13 protein-coding genes are annotated in these 20265 nt (G+C 64.1%); 5 read left to right on the forward strand and 8 right to left on the reverse strand.

The features are described 5' to 3' along the window. Positions 1-60 precede the first annotated feature (60 nt). The 3 genes from G7020_RS07715 to G7020_RS07725 are packed head-to-tail and all read left to right on the forward strand — an operon-like array spanning position 61 to position 1738. The gene (locus tag G7020_RS07715) at positions 61-549 is read left to right on the forward strand and encodes a MarR family winged helix-turn-helix transcriptional regulator (protein ID WP_181083403.1); all 489 of its coding nucleotides are present in this window, start codon (positions 61-63) and stop codon (positions 547-549) included. Next, on the forward strand, positions 546-1304 hold the full coding sequence (locus G7020_RS07720; RefSeq protein ID WP_181083405.1) for a class I SAM-dependent methyltransferase: 759 nt from the start codon (positions 546-548) through the stop codon (positions 1302-1304). The genes G7020_RS07715 and G7020_RS07720 overlap by 4 nt, the downstream gene beginning before the upstream one ends. Continuing rightward, entirely contained in the window at positions 1301-1738 is a 438-nt protein-coding gene (locus G7020_RS07725) for a thioesterase family protein (RefSeq protein WP_181083407.1), read from the forward strand. The genes G7020_RS07720 and G7020_RS07725 overlap by 4 nt, the downstream gene beginning before the upstream one ends. Here the strand turns inward: G7020_RS07725 and rarD are convergent. The 4 genes from rarD to fadD1 form a co-directional block, all read right to left on the reverse strand. After that, the gene (gene rarD / locus G7020_RS07730) at positions 1735-2628 is read right to left on the reverse strand and encodes an EamA family transporter RarD (RefSeq protein WP_181083409.1); all 894 of its coding nucleotides are present in this window, start codon (positions 2626-2628) and stop codon (positions 1735-1737) included. The genes G7020_RS07725 and rarD overlap by 4 nt on opposite strands. Positions 2629-2818: 190 nt before the next feature. Beyond that, entirely contained in the window at positions 2819-6859 is a 4041-nt protein-coding gene (gene hrpA / locus G7020_RS07735) for an ATP-dependent RNA helicase HrpA (RefSeq protein WP_181083411.1), read from the reverse strand. Positions 6860-6947: 88 nt separating this feature from the next. Continuing rightward, a complete protein-coding gene (locus G7020_RS07740; RefSeq protein WP_181083413.1) occupies positions 6948-8633 on the reverse strand; it encodes a methyl-accepting chemotaxis protein in 1686 nt (561 codons plus the stop codon). Between the two features lie 286 nt (positions 8634-8919). Further along, positions 8920-10608 carry a long-chain-fatty-acid--CoA ligase FadD1 gene (gene fadD1, locus G7020_RS07745; RefSeq protein WP_181083415.1) on the reverse strand — a complete coding sequence of 563 codons (1689 nt, stop codon included), beginning with the start codon at positions 10606-10608 and terminating at the stop codon, positions 8920-8922. Positions 10609-11097: 489 nt separating this feature from the next. On the opposite strand from fadD1, the gene G7020_RS07750 reads away from it, so the two are divergent. Next, a complete protein-coding gene (locus G7020_RS07750; protein WP_181083605.1) occupies positions 11098-11568 on the forward strand; it encodes a MaoC family dehydratase in 471 nt (156 codons plus the stop codon). Between the two features lie 410 nt (positions 11569-11978). On the opposite strand, the gene ccoM is transcribed toward G7020_RS07750, so the two are convergent. From ccoM to G7020_RS07760, 3 genes are all read right to left on the reverse strand, one after another. Continuing rightward, entirely contained in the window at positions 11979-12089 is a 111-nt protein-coding gene (ccoM, locus tag G7020_RS24270; protein ID WP_037023259.1) for a cytochrome c oxidase subunit CcoM, read from the reverse strand. 178 nt (positions 12090-12267) lie between these two features. Continuing rightward, a complete protein-coding gene (locus G7020_RS07755) occupies positions 12268-12432 on the reverse strand; it encodes a hypothetical protein (RefSeq protein ID WP_181083417.1) in 165 nt (54 codons plus the stop codon). A 47-nt stretch (positions 12433-12479) separates the two neighbouring features. Further along, the gene (locus G7020_RS07760) at positions 12480-12776 is read right to left on the reverse strand and encodes an aspartate-semialdehyde dehydrogenase (RefSeq protein ID WP_181083419.1); all 297 of its coding nucleotides are present in this window, start codon (positions 12774-12776) and stop codon (positions 12480-12482) included. 234 nt (positions 12777-13010) lie between these two features. Here G7020_RS07760 and rapA point away from each other — a divergent pair, with 234 nt between their 5' ends. After that, on the forward strand, positions 13011-15860 hold the full coding sequence (rapA, locus tag G7020_RS07765; RefSeq protein ID WP_181083421.1) for an RNA polymerase-associated protein RapA: 2850 nt from the start codon (positions 13011-13013) through the stop codon (positions 15858-15860). A 66-nt stretch (positions 15861-15926) separates the two neighbouring features. On the opposite strand, the gene G7020_RS07770 is transcribed toward rapA, so the two are convergent. Then, complete coding sequence (locus G7020_RS07770) at positions 15927-20243, reverse strand: DEAD/DEAH box helicase (RefSeq protein WP_181083423.1); 4317 nt, start codon at positions 20241-20243, stop codon at positions 15927-15929. Positions 20244-20265 lie beyond the last annotated feature (22 nt).

Genomic DNA, 20265 nt, shown 5'->3' on the forward strand with positions numbered 1-20265 from the left:
CGGCTTGCAAATTACATTAGCTCTAATGTAATTTGCCGCCCCAGTGTCGGAGAAGCTGCCATGAACAGAAAAAACGAGCCCGGCCTGGGCGAACTGCTGCGTTACGTATCGGAGCTGGTAGAGCTTGGCGCCGAGGAGCATTACCAGCAGATGGGCCTGAACTACCGCGCGCGTTATACCCCCGTGCTGCGGGCCATCCGCTCGGGCGCGCAGACGGTTACGGAAATCACCGCGCACACTCGCCTGACCCAGGGCGCCATCAGCCAGACAGTCGGCCAGATGGAGGCTGACGGGGTGATTTCCCGCCAACGCTGCGAAGATGGCCGCAAGAGCGTTATCCGCCTGACGCCCAATGGAGAGCAGTTGGTGGCGAGGCTGGACGCGCACTGGAGCGCGACCTTCGAGGTCATCGGGCAGCTCGAAGAGGAAATCGGCCACCCGCTGCGCCAGGTGCTGGCGGATACGGCAAGCGCCCTGGAGCAGCGGAGGTTCTCCCAGCGCCTGATCGACATCAAGCGAAGCCTCGCAGCCGGAGCTTCCCAACCATGAATAACCCCACCGCGGAACTGAAGAACTGGTTCGATCAGGGTGGGCAGGCCTATGCGCGCTTCAGGCCCGAATATCCGCCGGAACTTGCGGCCTGCCTGGCCTCGCTGGCTCCCGATACGGCGCTGGCTGTCGATGTCGGCTGTGGCAACGGGCAACTGACCAAGCACCTTGCCGCACATTTCAGCGCGGTGGCCGGGTTCGATCCAAGCGAGGACCAGATCGCCCACGCCGCACCGCAGGAGAACATCGACTATGGCTGCGCCCCGGCCGAAGACCTGCCGCTCCCGAGCCACAGCGCCAGCCTGATCACCGCCGCCCAGGCGGCGCACTGGTTCAACCTGCCCAGGTTCTATGCCGAGGCGCGCCGGGTGGGGGCGCCGAACGCGCTCCTGGCGCTGATCAGCTATGGCGTGCTGCGTCTGAACGGCGAACTGGATGCCCGTTTCGAGCGTTTCTACTGGCACGAGATCGGCCCGTACTGGCCCGCCGAACGCAAGCTGGTGGACAGCGGCTACTCGACCCTCGACTTTCCCTTTACCGAGCTGCAAGGCCCTTCGATAGCCATTCACCTGGAGTGGCGCCTCGAAGAGTTCCTCGGCTACATCTCGACCTGGTCGGCGGTGCGCAGCGCCAGGGAAGCCGGGCGCGAGGAGCTGCTGCATCGATTCGCCGCCGACATCGCCAGGCAATGGGGCGACCCCGCGACCCGACACTCGATCACCTGGCCCATCAACATGAGGATTGGACGACTATGAGCAACCTGCACCCCGCGCCACTTTCAGTGGGGCTGACCCACAGCGAAACCCTCGTCGTGGCTGAACGGCACACGGTTCCCCAGGTGGAACCGAGCTGGTCGGGCTTCGCCGACATGCCGCCGGTGCTGGCCACCGCGATGATGATCGGTTTCATCGAGCAGACCTGCATCGAAGGACTACGCCCGTTTCTCTCGACGGCGCAGCGCACGGTGGGCATCCATGTCGATGTCAGCCACGTCGCCGCGACGCCGGTCGGGATGAAGGTCACGGCGAACGTCGAACTCACCGCCATCGAGGGCAAGGCGCTGGTGTTCAAGGTGGAATGCCGGGACGAAAACGGGGTCATCGGCGAAGGCACCCATCGCCGCGCGATCATCGACCTGGAGCGGTTCGTCCAGCGCCTGGAGGAAAAAGCGGGCCGGACTGGCAGCTAGCTCCGCGACCTCCCCAAGGCCCTCACCCCCTCCACCACCAGCACCACGATCGCCAGCCAGATCGCGCCGTAGGTCAGCCATTGATCCGGCGCGATGCTTTCACCGAGCAGCAGCGCCACGACCACCAGCAGCACCGGCTCGACGTAGCTGAGCAGGCCGAACAGACCGAGATCGAGCAGCTTGCCGGCGATGATCATCAGGGCCAGCGCCAGGGCACTCAGGGTACCCAGCCCGACGATCAGCAGGGCCAGTTTCGGACTAGCGACAACCTGTTGCAGGGTGCCGGTGTCGGCCAGGGCGAAGGTGGCGGCGACCGGCAGGCTGATGACGAGATCGAGCCAGAGACCGCCGAGATTGGCGGTGCCGACCCAGCGGCGCAGGGCGAAGTAGCAGGGATAGCCGAGGGCGACCGCCAGCACCGGCCAGGACAGCGACGAGGCCAGCAGCAGCTCGTTGCCGACGCCAATCGCCGCCAGCACGCAGGCCAGGCGCTGCAAGCGGCTGATCGCCTCGCCGAAGACCAGCCGCCCGGTCAGCACCAGGGTCAGCGGCAGCAGAAAGTAGCCAAGGGAAACGTCCAGTCCGTGGCCATTGATCGGCGCCCACATGAACAGCCAGAGCTGCATCCCGACCAGCGCCGAGGACAGCGGCAATACGAGCCATAACCGCGGCTCGGCGGTCAGGCGCGCAAGGATCTGGCGCACCTCGCCCCAGCGCCCGAAGCCCAGGAGCAGCAACGCCAGGCAAGGCGCGGTGAGCAGGATGCGCCAGCCGTAGATCTGCTGGCCATCCAGCGGTTCGAGCAGCGAGGTGTAGTAGTACAGCGTGGCGAAGAGCACCGAGGCCCCGATCGAACTAGCCACGCCCGGCAGACTGTTACGGCTTTGCATGCAAGGTTCCAGATTCACAACGTCTTTGTTACGCATTCAGCCGTCCACGGATCGCACAGGCCGAACACGTTCGGCCCTACGGGTTTACGGCATCCCCGCAAGGGCTGGCTCCGCCACGACTCATATTCCGTAGGGCCGAATTCATTCGGCACGGAGTGCACTGGCCGAACGAGTTCGGCCCTACAACCGGCTAAGGCTCGACCTGCGCCCACTGCTTGTTCAAGCGCTTGTCCGACACCGGCATCTTCGTCCCGAGCTGCTGCGCCCAGAGCGAGACGCGGTATTCCTCCAGCATCCAGCGGTACTGGACCAGCTCCGGGTCGCGCTTGCCTTCCTGCTGGTGCTTTTTCAGGCGGGCCTGGTACTGCTCCCAATAGCCAGCCAGCTCACCGGACCATACCCGATCACGCTGCAATTGGGCGCCGATCTTCTCGAAGCGCTGTTCGATAGCCTTGAGATAACGCGGATATTCCCTGAGCCATTCGCCGGGTGTTTCGCGGACGAAGCCGGGATAGACGAGGTTGCTCAGCTGCGCCTTGATATCGTTGAGCGCCACCGCCTGGGCCAGGTCTATCTTGCCCTTGAAGCGCTTCTGCAGGCCGTGCCAGTGTTTGAGGATCTCCAGCACCAGGCGCGCCAGGCGCCCGGCGTGATCACTCCAGCCACCGCGCTTTTTCTCAGCAAGCGAGGCCAGGGCGGCGCCGTCGCGGGGCAGCCAGGTTTCGTCGTTGAGGATGCAACTGTCCAGGCTGACCAGCAGGATGTCCTCCACCAGCGCATCGACCTTGCCCATGTCGCGATACAGCAGGCCCAGCTCGGTCAGCCCCGGCAGCTTGCTGCGCAGGTACTTGGCAGGCTCGGCCAGTTGCTGCAGCAGCAGGCGTTGCAGTGCGCGGCGATGCTGCCAGTCGGCTTCGGCCTGGGTCGGGAAGCGGCCTTCCTTGACTACCCCACCCTCTTCCACCAACGCCGGGTAGACGGTCATGGACAGCCCGGCCATCTTCGCCTGGGCCTTTTGCGCCACCTGGGCGAAGCCCTTGGCCTCCACCGGCTTCTGCTCGGCTTTCTGCTGCGGCGGGGCCAGTGCGGCCTGGCTGGCCTCATTGAAACGCGCGGTGAGCTCGGCCAGATCGCGCCCTTCGCCGAGGAACTTGCCACGCGCATCCACCACCTCGATGTTCATCTTCAGGTGCTCATCGAGCCCGGCGGCAGCCTCGGCCCAGGCTTCGTCGGTTACACGGGCGCCGGTCATGCGCAGCAATTCGCGACCGAGCGCCTCGGGCAACGCACCATCACCGAAGCTGATCTTGCCCAGCGCCGCACCGACGAAATCCGGCACCGGCACGAAGTTCTTGCGCATCGCCTTGGGCAGGTTGCGCACCAGTGCCACCGCCTTGGCCTCGATCAGCCCAGGTACCAGCCAGTCCAGCCGCTCGCGGCGTAGTTGCGGCAACAGCGGCGCGGGCACACGCAGGGTCACACCGTCGCGCGGGTGGTTGGGTTCGAAGTGGTATTCGAGCGGCAGTTGCAGCTCGCCGATACGCAGATGGTCGGGGTATTGTGCGGCGGTGATTTCGCTGGCCTCGCGGGCGAGCACGTCTTCCTCACGCATGATCAGCAACTGCGGGTTGTTCACGCTTTCGCGCTTGTACCAGTTGTCGAAACTTGCGGTCTGGTAGATGTCCGCCGGCAGTCGCGCGTCGTAGTAACCGAACAGGGTTTCCTCATCGGCGAGAATGTCACGCCGGCGCGCCTTGGCTTCCAGCTCGTCCATGCGCGCCAGCAGTTCGCGGTTGGCGGCAAGTGCTTTGGCGCGGCTGCTGATATCGCCGCGCACCAATCCCTCGCGAATAAAGAGTTCGCGGGCCGTGGGCGGGTCGACCGGGCCGTAATGCACCGGGCGCTTGCCGACCACGATCAGGCCGTAGAGCGTGACCTGTTCGTAGGCCACCACCTGGCCGCGCTTCTTCTCCCAGTGCGGCTCGAAGTGGTTCTTCTTGATCAGGTGCCCGGCCAGGGGCTCGATCCAGTCCGGCTCGATCTTCGCCACCATGCGTGCGAACAGCTTGGTGGTTTCCACCAGTTCGGCGGCCATCACCCAGCTGGGTTTCTTGCGCCCGATGACGCTGGACGGGTGCACCCAGAAGCGCCGCTGGCGCGCGCCGAGAAAATCCCCCTCTTCAGTCTTGTGACCGACCTGGCTGAGCAGGCCAGCGAGGATCGCCTTGTGCACGGCGGCGTAGCCCTTGGCCTTTTGCGCGGCTTCGCTGGCCTCCGCCTGCTGGCGGAGGAGGACGTTGACCTTTGTATCGGTGGTCGGCGTGATTTGCTCGGCACTTGCTTTTCGGCCCTTGGCGGGTGAAGGCACAGCAGCTTCCACGGCCTTGCCCGCGCCAAGTTTGAGTTCACGCACGATCAGCAGCAGCTGCCGGTGGGCGTCACGCCACTCACGAAGGCGCAGGTAGTTGAGGAAGTTCTTGCGGCACCAACTGCGCAGCGCACCGGAGCCCAGCTCCTGGCGCTTTTCCTCGAAGCCGCGCCAGAGGTTGATCAGCGCGGCAAAGTCCGAGTCAGGGTCCTTCCACTGCGCATGCGCCTGGTCGGCCTGCTGCTGGCGATCCGCCGGACGCTCGCGCACGTCCTGCACGGAAAGCGCGCTGGCGACGATCAGCACCTCCGTCAGGCTGCCCTGCTGCGCGGCTTCCAGCAGCATGCGACCGAGGCGTGGGTCGATGGGCAGGCGCGCCAGTTGCCGACCGAGCGGCGTCAGCTGGTTCTCGCGGCTGACCGCCGAAAGCTCCTGCAACAGGTTGAAGCCGTCGCTGATGGCCTTGCCATCCGGCGGTTCGATGAAGGGGAAGTCCTGAATGTCGCCCAGCCGCAGATGGAGCATCTGCAGAATGACCGCAGCCAGGTTGGTACGCAGGATTTCCGGATCGGTGAATTCGGGGCGAGAGAGAAAATCCTCCTCGCTGTACAGGCGGATGCAGATACCCGGCTCGACCCGCCCGCAACGGCCCTTGCGCTGGTTGGCGCTGGCCTGTGACACCGCCTCGATGGGCAGGCGCTGAACCTTGGCGCGGTAGCTGTAGCGGCTGATGCGCGCGGTGCCGGAGTCGATCACGTAGCGGATGCCCGGCACGGTCAGCGAAGTTTCCGCGACGTTGGTGGCCAACACGATCTTGCGCCCGGCGGCGGGCCGGAAGATGCGCTGCTGCTCGGCAGGACTCAGGCGGGCATACAGCGGCAGCACCTCGGTAAAACGCAGATTGGCCTTGCGCAGCACCTCGGCGGCGTCGCGAATTTCGCGCTCGCCGGGCAGAAACACCAGTACGTCTCCGGGGCGCTTGCCGATGGATCGCTCGTGAGCCTCGATCTCATCGAGCGCGGCGAGGATGCCCTGATCGACAGTCAGATCGTCCTCGACGCGGTTGCCGTCCTCGTCGGTCTCGGCGGCCAAGGGTCGATACCAGGTCTCCACCGGATAGGTGCGCCCGGAGACCTCGATGATCGGTGCATTATCAAAATGCTTGGAAAAACGCTCCAGATCGATGGTCGCCGAGGTGATGATGACCTTCAGATCGGGCCGGCGCGGCAGCAGCGTCTTGAGGAAGCCCAGCAGGAAGTCGATGTTCAACGAGCGCTCGTGGGCCTCGTCGACGATGATCGTGTCGTACTTCTCCAGGAAGCGGTCGTGCTGGGTCTCGGCCAGCAGAATGCCGTCGGTCATCAGTTTGATCAGCGTGCTGTCGGTGCTCTGGTCCTCGAAACGCACCTGATAGCCCACCAGCTCGCCCAGCGGCGTACCGATTTCCTCAGCGACACGCATGGCAACGCTGCGCGCGGCCAGCCGGCGCGGTTGGGTGTGGCCGATCAGACCGTGTACGCCGCGACCGATTTCCAGGCAGATCTTCGGCAGTTGAGTGGTTTTGCCCGAGCCGGTTTCACCGGCGATCACCAGCACCTGATGCTTTTCCAGCGCAGCCTTGATCTCGTCGCGCTTGGCGGCGATGGGCAAGGCATCATCGTAGCGGATGGCGGGCACGCTCTGTCGGCGCGCCTCGACCTTGGCCGCCGAGGTCTGGAAGCGCTCCAGCCACTGGGCGAGTTTGCCCTCGTCCGGTTTCTTGCGCAGCTCGTGCAACTGCCGGCGCAGGCGATGGCGGTCGGCGTTGAAGGCTTGGTCGAGGTTCTTGAACAGGGTGTCGAAAGCGGGCGTTGCGTCGGTCATGGACAGCCGTGGGGCAATTCGTGAAGGACGCGATTGTCGCATACTGCCGGGGCCGAGCGTTCGGCCCCGGAAGCGCCATCGGCAAGGATCAGATACGGAACTGACCCACCACGCGCTGGAGGTTTTCCGCCAGCGCGTTGAGTTCGCGGGAGGTGTGCGCGCCCTGGGCGGCGTCTCTGGCGACACCATCAACGGCATCGGCAATGTGGTGCACGCTGCGGTTGATCTCTTCGGCCACGGCGGTCTGCTCCTCGGCAGCGCTGGCGATCTGGGCGCTCATCGAGTTGATGGTGCCGATCAGCGCGGCGATGGCGTCCAGCGACTCGCCGGCCTGATTGGCCTGGGCCTGGCTGGCCTCACCCTTTTCCCCCGTACGCAGCATGGTCGCCACGCTGTGGCTGGTAGCGCTCCGCAGACGGTCGATCATGCCCTGAATTTCTCCGGTGCTCTGCTGGGTGCGGCTGGCCAGCGCGCGCACCTCGTCGGCGACCACGGCGAAACCACGCCCGGCCTCGCCAGCCCGCGCCGCCTCGATGGCTGCGTTGAGCGCCAGCAGGTTGGTCTGCTCGGCGATGGCGCGGATCACGTCGAGCACCCCGACGATACCCTGCACATCCTGCTGCAGACCTTGCAGCGATTCACCACTGCCGCGCAATTCGCCGACCAGCTCGTGGATCTGCTCGATACTGCTGTCGACCACGCGCTTGGCTGCGAGCCCCTGCTGATCGGTCTCGAGCGCGGCCTCGGCGGCACGCTGGGCACTCATGGCGACTTCGCTGGCAGCAGCGGACATCTCGTTGATCGCGGTAGCCACCTGGTCGGTCTCGTGGCGCTGGCTTTCCATGGCCTGCTCGGAACGATGGGCCTGCTCGGCCACGGCGCCCACCAATCCGGCGAGCTGGGTGGTGGTGCCGGCCACCTGCTGCACCAGGACGTGGATTTTCTCGACGAAACGGTTGAACGACGCTGCCAGGTCACCCAGCTCATCCGTGCTGGTAACCGGCAGGCGCTGGGTCAGATCGCCGTCGCCGGCAGCCATGTCGTCGAGGTTACGCTTGATCAGCAGCAGCGGGCGCAGCAATGCGTTGCTCATCATCAGCACCAGCAGTCCCATCAGCGCCAGCAGCGCGGCCGCCGAGCCCAGCATGATCATCACCAGCGCATCGATCCGCGCCTGGAACTCCGCACGCGCCGCCTGCACGTCACGCTCGACGCCGTCGAGGTTGAGCGCGGTGCCGAAGACCATGTCCCACTTGGGCAGATGCAACGAGTAGCCCACCTTGGGCACGATGACCTTGTCCGCGCCGAGCAGGAAGCTGTAGCGAACGTAATGGCTGCCATCCATGCCGGCGCGGACCAGTTCGCGAATGGGGTAGCGGCCTTCGGCGTCCTGAAAACCGTAGAAGCTCTCGCCGATGCGATCACCGGTGTTGCCCTGGAAAATACGCAAGGTCTTGCTGTCGTAGCCCCAGAAGTAGCCTTCCGTGCCGTAGTTCAGTTCCTGCAGCACGGCGACGGCCTTGGCGCGGGCGTCCAGATCCATCGCGGCAGAGGCTTCGTAGATCGGCTTGATGGCGTTGTAGCCGATGTCCACGTAGTGCTTGAGCTCGGCCTGTCGATCCCGGATCAGGCTGTCACGTGTTTGCGCCTCCTGCTCCTCGGCAAGGAGCTGAAGCCTTTGAACGCTAATGGCACTGAGCAGGATCGCCAGCAGCAGGATAGGCCCAAGGGCCAACAGCAGGAGTTTCGTTCGGAGGCGCAGGCTCGCAAGCATATCGTCTATTCCTAAAGCAACCATCGACCGGCGCGGACGAAGGTATCGGGATGTCGGGGAACGCTTGTCGGCAGCGGCTACGGCTTCTTTACCCTGGCAAGGAGAAAAACCTCTAGAACGGGCCTCACAGCCCTGTTCCGACCTGCAGGCAGACGCGGACCGGCGGTCCGGCTCGTACCTTTTTCGTGCCGCATGAACGCCAACGCCCCGATGATTATCGGGGCGCTGTGGTTGCCGCTGGCTCAGCCGGTTGCCTGCGTGCCGCCAGGAATCGGCGGATAGGCGGTCACTTCTTGCCGAGCTTGCGCAACTCCTCGTCACGCAGTTCGCGGCGCAGGATCTTGCCGACGTTGGTCGTCGGCAGGCTGTCACGAAACTCGACGGCCTTGGGCCGTTTGTAGCCGGTCAGGTTGTCATGCATGTGCTGCATCACCTGCTCCCTGGTCAGGCTCTCGCCGGGCTTGACCACGATGAATACCTTGATCGCCTCGCCGGATTTCTCGTCCGGGACGCCAATCGCAGCGCATTGCAGCACACCCGGCAGGGTCGCAAGCACGTCTTCCAGCTCGTTGGGATACACATTGAAGCCGGACACCAGGATCATGTCCTTCTTGCGGTCGACAATACGGATGTAGCCGTCTTCCTGAATCAGGCCAATGTCGCCGGTCTTGAACCAGCCGTCAGCGTCGAGCACTTCGTCGGTGGCTTCCTGCCGCTGCCAGTAACCCTTCATCACCTGTGGACCCTTGATACACAGTTCGCCGATCTCGCCCAGCGGCAGGTCCTGACCGTCATCGCTGATGACTTTGAAGCGGGTCGAAGGCACCGGGATGCCGATGGTGCCGATCTGGATGTGCTCGATCGGGTTGACCGAGGCCGCCGGGCTGGTTTCGGTCAGGCCATAGCCTTCACAGATGGCGCAGCCGGTAACCTGCTTCCAGCGCTCGGCAGCGGCCAGCTGCAGCGCCATACCGCCCGACAGCGTGATCTTGAGTCCGGAGAAGTCCAGCTTCTGGAAATCCTGGTTATTGCACAGGGCCACGAACAGGGTATTGAGCCCAACGAAACCTGTGAAACGGTACTTCGACAGGTCCTTGACCATCGACGGCAGATCGCGTGGGTTGGTGATAAGGATGTTGTGATTGCCGATCAGCATCATCGCCATGCAATGAAAGGTGAAGGCGTAGATATGATAAAGCGGCAGCGGCGCGATAAGGATCTCGCTGCCCTCGTTCAGGTTCGAACCCATCAGCGCCCGGCACTGCAGCATGTTCGCGACGATATTGCGGTGCGTCAGCATCGCGCCCTTGGCCACACCGGTGGTGCCGCCGGTGTATTGCAACACGGCAATGTCGTCGTTGTCGGGATTGGCCTCCCGCGGAACCTTGCCGCGCCCAAGCGCCAGGGCATCGTTGAGCTTGACCGCTTTCGGCAGACTGTAGGGCGGCACCATCTTTTTCACATGCTTGATCACAGCGTTGACCAGCAGGCGCTTGAAGGTCGGCAGCATGTCGCCGACTTCGGTGATGATGACGTGCCTGATACCGGTCTTGGGCAATACGCTTTCGGCCAGGTGCGCCATATTGGCCAGGCAGAGCAGTGCCTTGGCACCGGAATCGTTGAACTGATGCTCCATCTCGCGCGCGGTGTACAGCGGGTTGGTGTTGACCACGATTAGGCCAGCACGCATGGCGCCGAACACGACGACGGGGTACTGCAGCAGGTTGGGCAGCTGGACGGCAATGCGGTCGCCCGGCTGCAGGTCGGTGTGCTGCTGGAGATAGGCGGCGAATTCGCCGGACAGCCGGTACAGCTCACCGTAGGTCAAAGTCATGCCGAGGTTGCTGAAAGCCGGCTTGTCTGCGAAACGCTCGCAGGACTGCTTGAGCACAGCCTGGATGTTCTGGTATTCGCCGGAATTGATTTCGCTTTCGACCCCGACAGGATACTTATCCTTCCAGAAGTTCTCGGTCATGACCCCACTCCTAAGCGACAGCTTTCTGCGCATGGCAGCTATTTTGTTGTGATTTGTTAATTTTGCGCCATTAAAACGGGCAAAAAGTGGGGCGAGGTTAGCAGCTTTAAAACTGTCCGAACAGCGTCCGGAATAGAGAAAATCGACATAAAGTGACCAACAAGAAGAGAACAGTCATTGGCTTCCTGAATGACCGGCTTCGCCAAAACAAGGCTTGATGGCTGATCGGGGGAGCTGGATCACTGTCGTGAATCTTGCATCAGGGCTGGCGCTGCGCCTCTTGGCAGCCAGGCGAAGGGAGGCTCGTCAAACAGGTCGAACGCCTGAATCTCGTCTCCCTGCACGACAGTGCTCTGAGGACAAGATCGCAGCATGCCTCTAGAATGCGACCGCCATCTTATATGTTGCGGTCGCTTCGGCGTGCTCATGCCCTACCGGACCGGCAGGCAGCACCCCGCAGCGATCCGGCCCTACACCCGAGGAAACATGATGACCACCATCAGCAACACGCCCTATGCCGCTCTGGAAGTCGGTCAGACGGCACAATACGAAAAAACCGTCGAGGAGCGGGATATCCAGCTGTTCGCGGCCCTGTCGGGTGACCGTAATCCGGTGCATCTGGATGCGGAATATGCCGCTGGCACCCTGTTCAAGGACCGTATCGCCCACGGCATGCTCAGCGGCGCGCTCATCAGTGCCGCAGTGGCTTGCACCCTGCCAGGACCGGGCACCATCTACCTGGGCCAGACGATGAGCTTCGTCAGGCCGGTGAAGATCGGCGATACCATCACCGTCCGTATCGAGATCCTCGAAAAGCTGCCCAAGAACCGCGTGCGCATCGCAACCAACGTATTCAACCAGAACGATGAACTGGTCGTGGAAGGCGAAGCACAAGTGCTGGCGCCGCGCCGCGCGGAAACCGTCGAGCTGAAGGAACTGCCGCCGATCAGCTTCGGCTGATAGCCCGTCGTGACTTGAAGAGGAGCGCCGCCCGACCGCTCCCACGACATGCACGTCCGAACGTGTGGGAGACTCTATGTTCCCCTTCAAGCAGTACATAAGGGGCGATAGATCTTCCACAGGCGGTTCATCTTATCGGGTAGGTCGGGTCACGCTTCACCGACCCGACGGGCGAGCAGCCAGACGCGATTAGATGTTGAGCGGTCAGATATGGATGGTCGCATTACACCGTCGGATCGTCGGATTACGCCTTCAGCTAATTCGACCTGCGACAGCCTGCGCTTCGGATAGACGCAGAACGCCCTGGCCAGCCAGGACATCGATCTTCCCGCCATTGTCGAAAAAGCGAACGAAAAAAAGGGCGACCTAAGTCGCCCAAATGCCTTGCGTGCTCTGTTGCACCAGCCGGATCAGCGCTTCTTTTGCGCATCCCGCCAGATGAAATATCCGAAGCCCCCGAGGAAGACGACCATCAGGCCGACTGTGACAACCCCGGCGAGCACCACATTATCGACGAACATGATTACCTTCCTCCAAACCGTTGTGCTTGTCCGATGGCTGCACGTTACTCCGCTGAGCGGATAAAAAATTGACCGATGTCAATAGGCGCAAAGCCTTGGAACACAGGTGCCACGCAAGCTGACCTGGATCAAGAAAACAGGGGTATCGGAGGGATGTTGCGAGAGGGTAACGGCGCTTTTACGGACGCTTCTTCGACTTGCCTCTGACCTTCTTCTTCGGCTTGCCCAGCGGCAACGCCTGCTCGAAAGCCTGGCGCATCTCCTCAAGGCGCTTGTCCTTGATGTCGTGAATACGCTTTTCACGCTCTACGCTGAAATCGATCAGCTTTACTTCACTGCTCATAAGACTGACTCGCGTTCCGGCTACCAGGTGTCCTCAATAATACTGCTTCAGACTTGTACATCGACCCAGAGCCCCTGACGTGGCAGCTCGTCGAGTGCCTGCTGATCCTCTTCGGCGGTTTCGCCTTCGGCCAGTTCCTCTGCCGTATAGCCGCGCCGCTGACGCCGACGCTGCTCGTCGCGCTGCATCTGTTCAGCCTCCTGATGATGTCGGCGATCCAGTTCCACCGCGCTTTCCTTGACGCTCGGTTCCACCGGTGTGACAGGCGCGATATCCGGACGCGGCTTGACCACGTCCTGCTGGGCATTGACTTGAACGACTCCGGCTGGGATGACTGGCAGCATCTTCGCTCTCCGTGCAGCATGACCGGCCCGTGCCTGAACAGAGCCCGTACCGATTGATCGGCTGAACCGCCGACGACTTTAACCGCAAGACTACACTGCCTTTGGGTCAGTTCCCGTTTCATCATCCTGCAGCGAAACGGAAATGGGCTCCTGCCTTGATTCGTCGGCATCTATCGTCGCTCTGGCGGCAGTGTTCCGTTACCATAGCGCGCTTTTTTCACAGCGGGAGGCAGCATGGCGCAGCAGTATCTACCGGGGCAACGCTGGATCAGCGACAGCGAAGCGGAACTCGGTCTGGGAACCATCCTGACGCTGGACGGGCGGATGCTCACCGTGCTCTATCCGGCCACCGGCGAAACCCGCCAATATGCGGCCCGCAGCGCCCCGCTGACCCGCGTGCGCTTCGTCCCCGGCGATGAAGTCACCCATTTCGAAGGCTGGAAGATGACCGTGCGCGAGGTCGACGACGTCGACGGCCTGCTGGTCTATCACGGCCTGACCGCGCAGAACGAAGCCCGCACCCTGCCGGAAACCCAGCTGTCCAACTTCATCCAGTTCCGCCTGGCCAGTGATCGTTTGTTCGCCGGGCAGATCGATCCGCTGAACTGGTTCAAGCTGCGTTACCACACGCTGGAAAACCAGAGCAAACAACTGACTTCCTCGCTGTGGGGGCTGGGCGGCGTGCGTGCGCAACCCATCGCGCATCAGTTGCATATCGCCCGCGAAGTCGCCGACCGCATCGCCCCGCGCGTGCTGCTGGCCGACGAAGTGGGCCTGGGCAAGACCATCGAAGCCGGCCTGGTAATCCATCGCCAGTTGCTCTCCGGTCGCGCCAAGCGGGTACTCATCCTGGTGCCGGAAAACCTCCAGCATCAGTGGCTGGTGGAAATGCGCCGCCGCTTCAACCTGGAAGTCGCGCTGTTCGACGACGAGCGCTTCATCGAGAGCGATGCCAGCAATCCCTTCGAGGACACCCAGCTGGCGCTGGTCTCTCTGGAATGGCTGAAGGACGACGAGCGCGCCCAGGACGCCGCCTTCGCTGCCGGCTGGGACCTGCTGGTGGTGGACGAGGCGCATCACCTGGTCTGGCACCCGGAAAACGCCAGCGCCAAATACCAGTTGGTCGAACAGCTGGCCGAGGTGATTCCGGGCGTATTGCTGCTGACCGCCACCCCGGAACAGCTGGGCCAGGAAAGCCATTTCGCCCGCCTGCGCCTGCTCGACCCGAACCGTTTCCATGACCTGGAAGCCTTCCGTGCCGAAAGCGCCAGCTACCAGCCGGTTGCTGAAGCCGTGCAGGAGCTGCTCGACGAGGGTCGGCTGTCCGAACGCGCTCATCAGACCATCCATGAATTCCTCGGTGCCGAAGGCGAAGCATTGCTGGCAGCGGCTACCGATGGCGACATCGACGCCAGCAGCCGGCTGATCCGCGAACTGCTCGACCGCCACGGCACCGGGCGCCTGCTGTTCCGCAACACCCGCGCCGCCGTGCGCGGTTTCCCCGAGCGCCAGCTGCATCCCTATCCGCTGCCCTGCCCAGCCGAGTATCTGGAGCTGCCGCTGGGCGATCGCGCCGAGCTGTACCCGGAAGTCGCCTTCCAGAGCCAGCAGGACGAGCCCGAGGCGCAGAACCGCTGGTGGACCTTCGATCCGCGCGTCGAGTGGCTGATCGACACGCTGAAGATGCTGAAGAGGTTCAAGGTGCTGGTCATCTGTGCCCACGCCGAGACCGCACTGGACCTGGAAGACGCCCTGCGCGTGCGCTCCGGCATTCCGGCCACGGTGTTCCATGAAGGCATGAGCATCCTCGAACGTGACCGCGCCGCCGCCTACTTCGCCGACGAGGAATTCGGCGCGCAGGTGCTGATCTGCTCGGAAATCGGCAGCGAAGGCCGCAACTTCCAGTTCGCCCACCATCTGGTGCTGTTCGATCTGCCGGCGCACCCGGACCTGCTCGAACAGCGCATCGGTCGTCTCGACCGCATCGGTCAGGCGCATGTCATCCAGTTGCATGTGCCCTACCTGGAAACCAGCCCGCAGGAACGCCTGTTCCAGTGGTACCACCAGGCGCTGAATGCCTTCCTCAATACCTGTCCCACCGGCAACGCCCTTCAGCATCAGTTCGGTCCGCGCCTGCTGAGCCAGCTGGAAGAAGGCGACGACGACGAATTCGGCCAGCTGATCGAAGAGGCCCGTGCCGAGCGCGAACGCCTGGAAGCCGAGCTGCATGCCGGTCGCGACCGCTTGTTGGAACTCAACTCCGCCGGTGGCGAACAGGGCGCCGCGCTGGTCGAAGCCATCGAGGAACAGGACGACCAGTTCGCCCTGCCGATCTATATGGAAGAGCTGTTCGACGCCTTCGGCATCGACAGCGAGGACCACTCCGAAAATGCGCTGATCCTGCGCCCCAGCGAGAAGATGCTCGACGCCAGCTTCCCGCTCGGCGACGACGAAGCCGTGACCATCACCTACGACCGCGAACAGGCGCTGGCCCGCGAGGACATGCAGTTCCTCACCTGGGAACACCCCATGGTGCAGGGCGGCATGGACCTGGTGCTGTCCGGCTCCATGGGCAACACCGCCGTGGCGCTGATCAAGAACAAGGCACTCAAACCCGGCACCGTGCTGCTGGAACTGCTGTTCGTCAGCGAAGTGGTGGCGCCGCGTGCGCTGCAGCTCAATCGCTTCCTGCCGCCGCTGGCGCTGCGCTGCCTGCTCGATTCCAACGGCAACGACCTGGCCCCCAAGGTTGCCTTCGAAACTCTCACCGACCAGCTGGAAAGCGTGCCGCGGGCCAGCGCCAACAAGTTCGTGCAAGCCCAACGCGACGTGCTGGCGGTGCAGATTTCCGATGCCGAAGCCAAGATCGCCCCGCGTCACAGCGAGCGCGTAGCCGAAGCACAGCGCCGGTTGAAAGCCAGCCTCGATGAAGAACTGGCGCGCCTGACCGCGCTGCAGGCGGTCAACCCCAGCGTGCGTGACAGCGAAATCGAGGCCCTGCGCAAGCAGCGTGAAGAAGGTCTGGCGATGCTGGAGAAAGCGGCGCTGCGCCTGGAGGCGATTCGCGTGCTGGTCGCAGGCTGATTCATCCCGCGGGAAGAAAGGCCGGCTGCGAGTGATCGCAGCCGGCCTTTTCGTTTCGCCTCGGCGCTAGCGCCGCGCCATCGCCAGCAGTTGCCGCGCCTTGCGCTGATCGTCTTCATCCAGTTCAGCCAGCAGCTCAGGCTTGCCAGCGATCAGTAATCCCAGCGGTGCACCGTCGCGATAGAGCACGCGATTGCCAGCCACTGCCGGCACGCGCTCACCAGGCAGCAAGGTACCGACCTGATTGAGCGGATCGACTGCCGAGACGGCGATCATTTCGCCCGTCAGTGGCCGCTTGCGTACCTCGCGCAGCAGGCCGACCGCCTCCGGTAAAGCGAACTGTTCGCCCGGCACGCCCGCGACGAAGCGCCCGCCGCGAATCTCGCCGCGCGCTTCGAGCCGGTGGTAGACGCGCAGCAGCTCACGCCAGGGCGGCAGCCAGTCCGCCTCGCGATCCAGCAATCGCCAGAACACCACGCCGTAGCGGCGCAGCAGGGTCATGGCGATGTGTTCCAGCGCTTCTGAATCGAGCGCAGCCGAGCGCGGCATGGCCGTTTCGACCGGCGCCCTCGTACCCTTGCGAACCAGTGCCCAGCGCCCCGCATCGGCCATGCCGCCGATAAAGGCGCCGCCACGACTCTGCCGAGCACTGCGTGAACGCTTGGCGGCGGGCGCCAGCAAGGCGCGCAGACCGGCGAAGCTGTCGGCGTTGACCAGCCCGACCGCGACCAGCTCACCGAGCGCATCTTCCAGTTCGCTGCGCAGCAGATGCGCATCCTGCCGCAGCTCATCGAAGAACAACGCGCCCTGCCCCTGCAGCGTCTCGAAGACCCGCTGCGCCCGCGACGAAAGCTCCGGCTGCGGCGCGTCGCCAGCCAGCGCGTACCAGGCCGCGAGGTGCCGACGCGGCAACAGCACGATGGGCGTGCCACGCACCGGGCCGCTGCTGGCTTTGACCCGCCCGGCCAGGCGTGTCCAGACGATGCGCCCGGCTTGGCAGAGTTCGTCCAGCCAGGTGCGACCGTAATCCTTCAACCGCGCAGGCAACAGGTCGCTCTCCCAGGCCCCGGCGGCGGCCTGGAAACCTTCGAGCTGCTCGACCACCGTGCCGAGCGCGTCGCGGCCCTGCATTCGCGTCGCCTCGGACAGGTGCTGCCAGTCGAACAGAAAGCGCATGAAATCGGCGCGCTCCACCGGCTCGATCTCGCGGCGCAGGCGCTTGACCGTATAACGATGGATGCGCGCCAGCAAATGCCGCTCGCACCATTCGTCTTCGCTCGCACCGGGTGTGAAGCGACCACGCAATACATAACCTTCGGATTCCAGACGGATCAGGGCCTGGGCGACGACCGAGGCCGGCAAGGCCAGCGGTCGGGCGATCAGCGAGACCGGCAAGGGTCCGAAGCCGGTCAGCCGCGCGCGTACCAGTTCCAGCACGGCATCGTCCTCGGTCGGCACTCCATCGAAGCCGGGCAACGGCTGCAAGACCGGCTCGTGTGACGCGCCCGGATAGATGGCCTGGCCAAGCGCGAGCCGTTCCAGCGGCAGCCAGAGCGCGCGCTCCTGCGCGATTCCCAGCCGGGTTGCGCGACCTCCCCGGGCCAGTTCATGCAGCCAGGCGAACCAATCCTGTTCGGCCAGCGCCTCGCTCTCGGCGATACCGCCGAGGCCGACCAGCGCCTCATGCAGCTCGTCCGGATTGCGCGCTTGCGGCCAGGCTTGCTCGCGCACCGCTTCGATGGCGTCGGCATCCAGCGCGCCTAGATCGTCACTGGACTCGGGATCGGTCCAGCGTCGATTGAGCACCGCCTGGGTGCGGCGTTCTTCCAGCGGCGCATCGTCGAGAAAGGCATAGGGCCGTGCGCCAAGCACCTCCATGGCCAGCGGTGACGGCGCCGGCAGGTCACGCGCCAGCAGCTCGACTTCACCCGCCTCGATGCGCCGCAACAGTGCCAGCCAGCCTTCGCTGTCCATGGCCTCGTGCAGACAGTCATCCAGGGTCTGCGCCACCAGTGGATGCTCGGGAATCTCGCGTTCGCCGACGATGTTTTCCAGGCAGGCGACCTGATCGGGAAAAACGGTGGCAAGCAGGTCTTCGCTCTTCATCCGCTGTAGCTGCGGCGCCACCTTGCGCCCACCGGCCATGCGCGGCAGCGCCAGGGCTGTGGTGGCGTTCCAGCGCCAGCGCACGCCGAACAGCGGCGCGTCGAGCAATGCCTGGATCAGGACATGTTCAGCACTGCTGGAATGCAGATAGCGCCAGACCTCTTCGAGCGGAAAACTGTGGCTGGTGGACAGCGAAAAGATGATCGCATCCTCGGTCGCCGCCGCCTGCAGCTCGAAGTTGAACGTGCGGCAGAACCGCTTGCGCAGGGCCAGGCCCCAGGCACGGTTGATCCGGCTGCCGTAGGGCGAATGAATGACCAGTTGGGTGCCGCCTGATTCGTCGAAGAAGCGCTCCATGATCAGCCGGCTTTGCGTCGGCAGCGCACCCAGCGCCGAGCGTGTACGGGCCAGGTATTCGACGATCTGCCGGGCGGCGGAGTCTGGCAGACCGAGGATGCCGGTTAGCCAGTCGATGGCGGGAGTCAGGTCCAGCGTATGCCCCAGCCGTTCCTCGACTGCCTCCCGCAGCCTCGCCACGGCTACCGACAACTCATCACTACGCCCCGGCGCCTCGCCGAGCCAGAACGGGATGTTCGGTGGCTGGCCCTGGGCGTCCTCGACCCGGACCCGGCCAGGCTCGATCTTGAGGATGCGATAAGAAGTGTTGCCCAGCTGGAAGACGTCGCCGGCAAGGCTTTCCACCGCGAAATCTTCGTTCACCGTGCCGATGTTGAATGCCTGGGGTTCGAGCAGCACCGCATAGTCGGCGTTGTCGGCAATGGTGCCGCCCGACGTCAACGCGGTCAGGCGCCCGCCGCGTCGGCCTCGTAGGCTGCGGCTGGCCAGGTCGCGGTGCAGATAGGCGCCGCGTGCGCCGTGGCGGGTGGTGTAGCCTTCGGCGAGCATCGCCAGCAGCGCCTGGTAGTTCGCCTCGCTCAAATCGGTGTAGGGCATGGCGCGGTGGATCGACGCCAATAGCGCGTCCTCCCGCCACTCGCGGCACGACACCTCGGCGACGATCTGTTGCGCCAGCACGTCCAGCGGCGCCACGGGAATCGTCAGCGTATCCAGCTCGCCACGGCGCACACTGTCGAGCAAGGCGGCGCATTCGATCAGGTCGTCGCGCGAACTGGGAAACAAACGGCCCCTGGAAATGCCGCCAACCTGGTGTCCGGCACGGCCAACGCGTTGTAGAAAGGCTGCTATCGAGCGCGGCGAACCCAGCTGGCAGACCAGCTCGACGTCACCGATATCGATGCCCAGTTCCAGCGAGGCGGTGGCCACCAATACCCGCAGCTCGCCACGCTTGAGCTTCTGCTCGGCATCCAGCCGCTGCTCACGCGCCAGGCTGCCGTGATGGGCGGCGACCACGGCATTGCCGAGACGCTCGCTCAGATGCCGCGCGGCGTGTTCGGCCATGCGCCGCGTATTGACGAAGACGAGTGTGGTCCGGTGTTCGCCGACCAGCGTCGCCAAGCGGTCGTAGACCAGGTCCCACACCGCATTGCTCATTACCGCTTCCAGCGGCACCGGCGGCACTTCCAGTGCCAGGTCACGCGCACGACCGTGGCCGATATCGACGATTTCGCAGCGCCGCCCGGCGCCGACCAGGAAGCCCGCTACCGCCTCGATGGGCTTCTGTGTGGCCGACAGCCCGATGCGCACCAGCGGTCGCCGGCACAACGCCTCCAGTCGTTCCAGCGACAAGGCCAGATGGCTGCCACGCTTGTTGCCGGCAATCGCATGGATCTCGTCGACGATCACGCTGTGCACTCCCGCAAGCATCTGCCGGCCAGAGTCGGAGCCCAGCAGCACATAGAGCGATTCCGGCGTCGTCACCAGAATATGCGGCACCCGCTTGCGCATCGCCGCCCGCTCGGCCTGCGGCGTATCGCCGGTGCGCACGGCGGTGCGGATCTGCAGCGCCGGCAGGCCAAGCTGCTCCAGTTCGGCGGATATTCCCCGCAACGGTTGTTCGAGATTCACATGGATATCGTTGGACAGCGCCTTGAGCGGCGAGACGTAAAGCACGGCTGTCTGGTCCGCCAAGCCGCCCTCGCCCAGACGCTGCCGGACCAGCTGATCGATCGCGGCGAGGAAGGCCGTCAGGGTCTTGCCCGAGCCGGTGGGCGCGGCGATCAATGTCGATTGGCCGGAACGAATCAAGGGCCAGGCGGCTATCTGAGCCGGTGTAGGCGAAGGAAAGCTGCGGCTGAACCAGCCAGCTACCGCTGGATGGAACGCGGTAACGGCATCGTGCACGGAAATTGTTTTCATGCATCTGAATATGCTGGCGCCA

This window comes from Stutzerimonas stutzeri (genome assembly GCF_013522825.1).
Taxonomy (GTDB): Bacteria; Pseudomonadota; Gammaproteobacteria; order Pseudomonadales; family Pseudomonadaceae; genus Stutzerimonas; species Stutzerimonas stutzeri_AK.

What these genes read in the sequence shown, in the direction of transcription:
- G7020_RS07715 (WP_181083403.1), top strand. Translation starts at nt 61, where the DNA reads ATGAACAGAAAAAACGAGCCCGGCCTGGGCGAACTGCTGCGTTACGTA.
- G7020_RS07720 (WP_181083405.1), top strand. Translation starts at nt 546, where the DNA reads ATGAATAACCCCACCGCGGAACTGAAGAACTGGTTCGATCAGGGTGGG.
- G7020_RS07725 (WP_181083407.1), top strand. Translation starts at nt 1,301, where the DNA reads ATGAGCAACCTGCACCCCGCGCCACTTTCAGTGGGGCTGACCCACAGC.
- rarD (WP_181083409.1), bottom strand. Translation starts at nt 2,628, where the DNA reads ATGCAAAGCCGTAACAGTCTGCCGGGCGTGGCTAGTTCGATCGGGGCC.
- hrpA (WP_181083411.1), bottom strand. Translation starts at nt 6,859, where the DNA reads ATGACCGACGCAACGCCCGCTTTCGACACCCTGTTCAAGAACCTCGAC.
- G7020_RS07740 (WP_181083413.1), bottom strand. Translation starts at nt 8,633, where the DNA reads ATGCTTGCGAGCCTGCGCCTCCGAACGAAACTCCTGCTGTTGGCCCTT.
- fadD1 (WP_181083415.1), bottom strand. Translation starts at nt 10,608, where the DNA reads ATGACCGAGAACTTCTGGAAGGATAAGTATCCTGTCGGGGTCGAAAGC.
- G7020_RS07750 (WP_181083605.1), top strand. Translation starts at nt 11,098, where the DNA reads ATGACCACCATCAGCAACACGCCCTATGCCGCTCTGGAAGTCGGTCAG.
- ccoM (WP_037023259.1), bottom strand. Translation starts at nt 12,089, where the DNA reads ATGTTCGTCGATAATGTGGTGCTCGCCGGGGTTGTCACAGTCGGCCTG.
- G7020_RS07755 (WP_181083417.1), bottom strand. Translation starts at nt 12,432, where the DNA reads ATGAGCAGTGAAGTAAAGCTGATCGATTTCAGCGTAGAGCGTGAAAAG.
- G7020_RS07760 (WP_181083419.1), bottom strand. Translation starts at nt 12,776, where the DNA reads ATGCTGCCAGTCATCCCAGCCGGAGTCGTTCAAGTCAATGCCCAGCAG.
- rapA (WP_181083421.1), top strand. Translation starts at nt 13,011, where the DNA reads ATGGCGCAGCAGTATCTACCGGGGCAACGCTGGATCAGCGACAGCGAA.
- G7020_RS07770 (WP_181083423.1), bottom strand. Translation starts at nt 20,243, where the DNA reads ATGAAAACAATTTCCGTGCACGATGCCGTTACCGCGTTCCATCCAGCG.